The organism is Novosphingobium lindaniclasticum LE124 (genome assembly GCF_000445125.1).
Classification (GTDB): Bacteria; Pseudomonadota; Alphaproteobacteria; order Sphingomonadales; family Sphingomonadaceae; genus Novosphingobium; species Novosphingobium lindaniclasticum.
In genome coordinates this window covers 23,078-30,389 of the sequence record NZ_ATHL01000071.1, presented here as the reverse complement: position 1 = coordinate 30,389, position 7,312 = coordinate 23,078, and the positions used below count along the sequence as shown (strand labels likewise).

Genomic DNA, 7,312 nt, shown 5'->3' with positions numbered 1-7,312 from the left:
GTGGCGATGCCCCGGAACTGCTTGATCCGATTGAAGAAGCGCTCGACGAGATTACGCTGGCGGTAGAGCCATGACGAGAAGCCGAAGCGCTGCTTACGGTTGGAGCGGTTGGGAATGTTGGCCCAGATGTTTCTGGCCGCGGCCGCCTCGCGAATGGCCGTGCTGTCATAGCCCTTGTCACCGAGCAGGGTGGCACCCTCGGGAATGGCCTCGATCAGCGCTTCAGCTTCGTATGCATCATGGACCTGGCCACCCGTCAGTCGCAGTCCGACAGGACGTCCATCAGCGTCGACAAGAGCGTGGAGTTTGGTCGTAAGGCCGCCCCGGGAACGTCCCATGCCATGATTGCCGGATCCCCCTTTTTGCCCGTCGCACCGTGCTGGTGGACGCGCATGCAAGTGGAATCGATCATCACCAACTCGCCGTTGAAACCGGCGGAAACCGCCGCCAACAATCGGTCCCACACTCCAGCCTTTCGCCAGCGGATGAACCGGTTGTAGCAGGTCGTCGACGGACCATAGCGTTCCGGGACCTCTGCCCACGGCGCACCAGAACGGAAACGCCAAAGTATCCCGTTCAGCACCCGGCGGTCATCGACGCGGGGCACTCCACGCGACTTGTTGGGCAGCAACGGCTCGATGATGAGCCATTCCTTGTCCGTCAGTTCATATCGCCGCCGCGTCATACGCCCTCCGTTTCCGAAGGTCGCCTGAATCATGCCAAGGCCGACAACTCAACCCGATTTATGAGTTTGCGCCCTAGCCTCACGAAGCCGGGATGCGCCGCGATTGGCGCATGCCCGTCATACTGCATTGGGCAAAGGATACCCATATGATCACCGGCACCGTAAAATTCTTCAACGCTGACAAGGGCTTCGGCTTCATCGCTCCCGAAACGGGCGGGGATGACGCCTTCGTTCACATCAGCGCGGTCGAACGCGCGGGCATGCGGACCCTGAACAAGGATCAGCGCGTGTCCTACGAACTGGAAACCGACCGTCGCGGCAAGACCTCGGCCGTCAATCTCCAGTCGGTCTGAATAAACGAGATTGGCGGAGCATTACCAGGTCCGCCAATCTTGGTTGCCGGGCGCAGGAGTAAATTTATGTCGTCGCTGGCGTTTTATCGCGAACAAGCCGATCTTCAGACAATTGCAGCGGATGCCGCAAGCCTGCCACAGGTGCGTGATCGATGTCTGCGAGCCGTGTCCGCGTGGACCGAATTGGCTGATCGAGCCCAGAAGACTGAAGATGCTCGGAAAACTAAGACCTTGGATGCCGGGGTAAAAGCGATAACCTCGGTCTTAGTGGGGCACTGAGTGAATCGAGGCAGCCCAAGGCCCTGATTTTTATGACGCAAAGCGCGTTATTGCACATACCACTACCAGAATTATGGCGCCACATGGCATGAAAAATAAGAATAATTCTGGAATCAGCTTTACCAAATTTCGTGGCGGCTATGGCATTTTATGCGATCGTGAAAGGCCTGGTGTTGAAATATCAACTTTGATTCCTATGTAATCACAATCGCCGGAATCAAAAAATAAGCGCCGGCGGATGAGAGACAATAGTGCTACCGCTTACAAGAAGGGGGAGTTACCATGGATCTCAATCGCCAGTACTTGGAGCACCAATTATCGCTCATGCGTGCAAGCGTTGCCGGAACGCGTCTTGCAAAAACGCGACACCTCGCCGCAGCTGCCGTCACCGCGTACCGGATCAGCAACCATCAATTCGGTATTGGAGCGGACGCAGCGGACGGCTGGGTCAGGAGCTCGCACAACCTAGATTTATGGATTGATTGCGATTTCGGGATCAGATCATGAGCCGCCTGCTGAACATTGATCTCCCCCCGGCAGACGTGGAGCGGCAATGCGCCGAACACCACGTGTCGATCAGTGCGATCGAACCGCTCCCGAGCGGTGGCACTCATCTTGTCTGCGTCAGGTTCGAAGAGGCAGAGGAGATGCGTCAAGTTTTCTCGGGAAAGCTGATTGCCGGCATCGTCCGGCGCTACCCCTTTTATCGCGCGCGAGGGCCGTGGTGATGACGAGCGGCCCCCTTTCCAGCGCCTCACCCGCGGAGTTGAATTAGCCATGACCCATCCGATGCTGCAATTCTCCCTCAGCTCCAACGGCGATCAATGGTATCTGGCCCGTGGAAACGGTCCCGACACAACCACGGTGGTGCATGAAGCAAACCGCGCATCAGGCGGCGCAGTCACGAGCATCTCGATTGAGGACTTCCTGCGTGTGAATCCGGAAGCGCCTGAGCGGCAGGATTTCGTGAGACTGGTCGCTGATTTGATCGGCAATGAGCTTGACGCTTACAAAGCGCGCAAGGGTGTTCAGCTGATACAACTTCGGGATACAACCGAAGAAGACGCGGCGAACGCCTTGCTCGGCGCAAAAGTGCAACTGCCGCTGACGACGCCTTACGAAGCTTTAGAGTTTTTCAACTGCATGGTGGACGTGGTGACGGGTCAGCGCGCCATTGAGGTAGAGGAAGATGCCCATCGTATTCGTCCTGGTTTTGGCAGCACTCACGGTTAGCCTCGGCAAGCGGGATACTAAAGAATCTGGCAGACTACGACATCGACACGGATCAAGGGTTGCTGCGCATCCTATGCCACCCTCAACGGGTACTCATCATTGGCAGGTCCATGAGCGACCCGATTGCGCGAGTGTCCGCTCCTGGGAATCCAGAAGGGCGCGCTAAACGGCGACAATGGGCGCGAAGCGGCTGTTTAGCGATGCCAGCCCGAACGTCGGCTATCCACCCCTCCGGGTCATAAGTGGGCCGCAGGCCGACGCTCGGAACCGGACCGGCAGGCTTGCCAAATTTTGATCGGCAATGGGTGCTAACGGCCGATAGTCCTCACCCACTCCCTCATATCAACTGCAAAACGGCTCAACTCGCTTTCATCCTCGAACACCGAGTGGCCTGCGGCATAGATTTTGGAAACACGGCGGTCCGGTCCGATCCCGGCATGGTCGAGCGCGAACTGTCCGGCGGTGACCGGGGTGGTGATGTCGTAGTACCCGCCCACCGTCATCAGCTTCATCCCCGGCTTTTCGGCCATGGCCTTGGCAAGGAACGGCGCGAAGCGGACGGTGCGGTAGACTTCGCCCCGGCCCCAGTCCCACTTGAAGTTGATGCCCAGGTTGAGTGTACGATACGTGCTCGGCAGCGCGTAACCGAGGTCCTTGCCGATATAGTCGGCGATCAGGTGGCCGGTCTCCGCGCCCAGCGTCATCGAGGGATCGTCAAAGGGCGGGTGCATATTGGATTCCGCGAGCGCGCGGGTTGCACGGCCGTCGAGTTGCCCGGTGCGCAGTCCCTTGCCGGCAAGCAGGCCCACCATGAAGGACTGCCGATCGAGTTGCAGCCCGTTCCTCGCCAGTTCCGCGGCCGAAAGCCCGATCAGTTCCGACATCCGCGCGGCGATTTCGGCGCGCTCCCCTTCGCCAAGCGAGGCACCAGCGATCAATGCGCGGGCGTAGTCGTTCTCCGCAAAAGAGCGCGCTTCCGCAAAGTGTTGTTCGACAGACCTGCCCTTGCGATCGATCGCCTGATGATACCACGCGACGGCAGCCAGCGTCGGCAGCAGCGACACGTCGGAGATCACCGGCCCGTCGTTGTCGCCCAGCGAGAGCGAGAAGAGGGCCACGCCGTCGGGCAGCGGCAACCCGGCCTTGCCCTCGGCATCGAGCATGGCCGCAGCGCGCGCCGTGCCGTAGCTCTCGCCCACCAACGCGAACGGCGCGTCGGTACGGCCATGGGCCCGGCGCCAGCGCTGGACCACGTCGGCCACTGCCGCCGCATCTCCGGAAACCGAGAACAGGCTGGATGCATCGGCACCCTTGACCGGCATCGACGCCCCCGTTCCCGGAGGATCGATGAACACCAGATCGGCGACGTCGAGCAGGCTGTGCGGATTGTTCTCCAGCCGCGCGCCATCACCCTTGCCGACGATGCGGCGCGGACCGAAGGCATTCATGTGGAGCGGCGAGGAAGAGGCACCCGGTCCGCCGTTGAAGAAGAACAGCACAGGCCGGTTCGCCTTATCGGCGCCTGCACTGCGCGCTGAATAAGCGTAAGTGACGACAACCGCCGCCGCCTGCCCCTTCGCATTAGCGACCGGCGTTTCGGTGACGATCGCATCATAGGATAGCTTCCTGCCGCCGAAGGTGCCTGAATGGCGCGTCACCACGACCTTGTCGCTGACCGCCGCGCGCTCCACCATCGGCTCCATGGCCTTCAGAAACACCGGCGGCATCGGCAGGCTCTCATCCTGCGCCAGCAGCGGAGCCGCCGGCAGGAGAGCGGCGAGAGCAAGCAGGCTGGAACGCACGAAAACGGTCTTCTTGGCGGACATTGCGTCTGGTTCCGATCAGGAGGAGTTGGCTCAGGATAAAGTCGGCAAGGCAGCGATCAGGCGCTCGATGTCGTCCATCGAGTTGAACCATGAAGGGCAGATGCGGAACCGGTTGCGGCTGAGCGTGATCGCCACGCCTGCCCGGTTCAGCGGTTCGGCCAATGTCTTGTGAGCATCCAGGAGGACGCAGGTGAGCAGCGGGCTGCGGCAATCCCGCGGCGTCGCTACCTCGTAACCCTTGGCGGGCAGCGCCTCATGCAGGCGGCGCAGCATGGGCTGGCGATGCGCCATGATCCTGTGCACGCCGAGATCGAGCAGCTTCGCCAGCGACCAGTCCAGCTGCGTCATCACCGCGTGGGAATGGGTGCCCATGGCGAACATGCCCTCGGCATCAGCACGCGGCGTCATGTCGGCAATGGTCTGTCCCGGCTCGTCATAGGGATAGACGTGCGGCTTGAAGCCATCGAGCTGATAATAACCGAACCGCTTGCGCTTGAGGCGCGCCAGCCGATCAGGACGGACATAGAGGAAGCCCAGCCCGAAATCGCCCATGAGCCACTTGTAGCTGGCCGTCGCGGCGAAATCGACGCCGCTGGTCTTGACGTCGATGGGCACGGTGCCGGCCGCATGGATGATGTCGGCATAGACCAGCGCGCCGCGTGCGTGGGCGATCTCGCAGATGCGCTTCAGGTCGTGCTCGAAACCGTTGTAGGTGGAGACCAGCGAGAGGCTGACCAGCCGCGTGTCAGGGCCGATCGCCTTTTCGTAGGCGTCGGGGTCGATGCGTCCAGCGGTTGGGCGGATCCAGCGCACGTCGACGCCCTGCTTGCCGAGTTGATCGTAGAGCCAGAACGAGCCGAAGAAATGCAGCGTATCGGTGACGACGCTGCCCTTTGCTGCTGGCAGATCGAGCGCGTCGACGATCGACTGTTCGCCGGCCGTGGTGCTCTGGATGAAGGCAAGGTCTTCCGGTGCAGCATTGATGAGGCGTGCGAAGGCCGCCTTGATCCGCACCTCTGCATCATGGCTCGACCATTCGCGCATTTCCGCACGCGACTGGAAATAGGCATCGACGGCGGCCTTGGCCAGCAGAGGCACCGGATGCATCGTGCCGGAGTCGAGATAGACTTTCGCCATCGGCGCGAAATCGCCCGGCCTCGCGAGGGAGGTGGGCAGCGCGGCAAGCGCCTCTCCTGCCACCGCCGGAGCCAAGGGCAGCAATGCCGCCCCCCGCAACAGCGTGCGGCGGCAAAGCGCGGGTTCGGAGCGCGAATCGGATCCCTGGATCATTTACGCATCCTAGGCAAAGGCTTGCGCATAAGAATTGCGCATTTCAGGTGTTTGTACGCAGCTCATCACCGCGGTGTACCAGACGACATCAGGACAATAGTGCCCTTCGTGCATAAACTTGCCTCGACATCTCGGTTAGGCTTGCCGGAAAGCAGAACCCGTGAAAGGCCGTCCATGCTCGCCAAGTCCAAACACCTGCTCGGCACCGCACTGTTTATCGCCGCGCTTGCCGCGTGTCCCCAGGCCCGTGCGGGAGGGGCGGAGAGATCCTGCGCTTCGGACGAAGCCGGTGCCTCGGCCCAGCTTGGCAGGCTGGACTACGCCGCCTGCGCCGGCACGATAGCAATCTCCGATCGGCAGGGCGCCACGCAGGCGGACCTCTTCTACACGGCCTATTTCGCAAGTCGCCCGCACCCGGAGACACGGCCCATCGCCTTCGTCTGGAACGGCGGCCCCGGCGCGGATTCCCGCCTGCTCCAGTTCCATGCGCTCGGCCCGCGAACGTTGCAGGGCACCCAACTGGCCGACAATCCGAACAGCATTCTTCCCGCAGCGGATCTCGTGTTTCTCGACCCTGCCGGAACCGGCTTCAGCCGGGCAACCTCGGACACGGCGGCCAAGAAGCTTTATTCCACAACGGCAGACAGCGACATCACCGCCACCTTCATCCTGACGTTCCTCAGGAACCGGGGCCTTGCAGGTTCTCCCGTCTACCTCGTCGGCGAAAGTTTCGGCACCTGGCGCGCGGCGAGCGTGGCGGAAACCTTGATCGAAGCCGGCCAGCCGGTCGCCGGGATCGTGCTGGTCTCCGGCGGCATCCCGATGGGGGAGGAACGCGACCGCTCACTGATGCGCGCGCTGACCCTGCCCAACCGCACCGCCACAGCCCTTGCCCTCGGCAAGCTGGACCCGGCCTTGTCGGCCCGCCCCGCCAAGACCCTTGCCGAAGCCGAGAAATGGGCACGCGACGTCTGGTATCCCGCTCTCGCCCATCCCGAAGCGCTCGACGACCGCACCCGGATACAGGTGGTGGCGGGCCTGGCGCGCTACACCGGCCTCGCACCCGCCGCGATCGACAGGCAGACGCTCTGGGTCTCGCCGCGGGACTTCCGCACGAAGCTGCTGGCTTCGGAGGGCAAGACGCTGGGCATCTTCGACATGCGCCGCACGGCGCCGCCTGCCAACGAGACGGCAGGAAATGCCGCCATCCTCGATTTCTACCGCGCGACGCTCGGCTATCGCCAGGGCCAGTATGCCGGGATCGAAATCCCGGAACTGCCCATCGGCAACGACTGGCAATACGATCAATCGCCGATCACCACGGAGTCCCTCGCCCGTGCCATGGCCGGCGAAGGTCCGCCCAGCGCCTCGCAGCCCTGGGTCCTGCGCGCCATGGAAAAGGCCCCTGCCATGCGGGTCATGGTGGCGACCGGCCTTTACGACTCCCTCAACGGCTGCGCCGCCAACCGGCAGGCCGCCGCCGATTTTCCCCGAGCCCTCTCAGAGCGGATCACCGCGCACTGCTATCGCGGCGGCCACATGATGTATGAGGAACCCACTGTGGCCGTGCAATTCGCAAGTGACCTCTCAGCCTTTATGGGCAATTCACATTCTTCCGCAAAGTGAGGCTAGAAATTTCGCGATCA

Annotated in this window: 7 protein-coding genes and 1 pseudogene; 5 read left to right on the top strand and 3 right to left on the bottom strand. The window is 62.2% G+C overall.

What is annotated here, in order from left to right:
- Window positions 1-685 (bottom strand): annotated as a pseudogene (locus L284_RS47370) (IS5 family transposase); the annotation flags it as partial.
- 146 nt (window positions 686-831) lie between these two features.
- Between L284_RS47370 and L284_RS0124095 the strand changes: the two are divergent.
- From L284_RS0124095 to L284_RS34250, 4 genes are all read left to right on the top strand, one after another.
- The gene (locus tag L284_RS0124095; protein WP_031342023.1) at window positions 832-1,038 is read left to right on the top strand and encodes a cold-shock protein; all 207 of its coding nucleotides are present in this window, start codon (window positions 832-834) and stop codon (window positions 1,036-1,038) included.
- 66 nt (window positions 1,039-1,104) lie between these two features.
- Window positions 1,105-1,317 carry a hypothetical protein gene (locus L284_RS47930; protein WP_152524651.1) on the top strand — a complete coding sequence of 71 codons (213 nt, stop codon included), beginning with the start codon at window positions 1,105-1,107 and terminating at the stop codon, window positions 1,315-1,317.
- A 503-nt stretch (window positions 1,318-1,820) separates the two neighbouring features.
- The gene (locus tag L284_RS34255) at window positions 1,821-2,045 is read left to right on the top strand and encodes a hypothetical protein (RefSeq protein ID WP_021233843.1); all 225 of its coding nucleotides are present in this window, start codon (window positions 1,821-1,823) and stop codon (window positions 2,043-2,045) included.
- A 49-nt stretch (window positions 2,046-2,094) separates the two neighbouring features.
- Complete coding sequence (locus L284_RS34250; protein WP_021233842.1) at window positions 2,095-2,550, top strand: hypothetical protein; 456 nt, start codon at window positions 2,095-2,097, stop codon at window positions 2,548-2,550.
- A gap of 308 nt (window positions 2,551-2,858) precedes the next feature.
- Here L284_RS34250 and L284_RS34245 read toward each other — a convergent pair whose 3' ends face one another.
- On the bottom strand, window positions 2,859-4,376 hold the full coding sequence (locus L284_RS34245; protein ID WP_021233841.1) for a S10 family serine carboxypeptidase-like protein: 1,518 nt from the start codon (window positions 4,374-4,376) through the stop codon (window positions 2,859-2,861).
- Window positions 4,377-4,406: 30 nt separating this feature from the next.
- Entirely contained in the window at window positions 4,407-5,666 is a 1,260-nt protein-coding gene (locus tag L284_RS34240; protein WP_021233840.1) for an aminotransferase class V-fold PLP-dependent enzyme, read from the bottom strand.
- A gap of 174 nt (window positions 5,667-5,840) precedes the next feature.
- Between L284_RS34240 and L284_RS34235 the strand changes: the two genes are divergently transcribed.
- The gene (locus L284_RS34235) at window positions 5,841-7,292 is read left to right on the top strand and encodes a S10 family serine carboxypeptidase-like protein (RefSeq protein ID WP_021233839.1); all 1,452 of its coding nucleotides are present in this window, start codon (window positions 5,841-5,843) and stop codon (window positions 7,290-7,292) included.
- The last annotated feature ends 20 nt before the right edge of the window (window positions 7,293-7,312 follow it).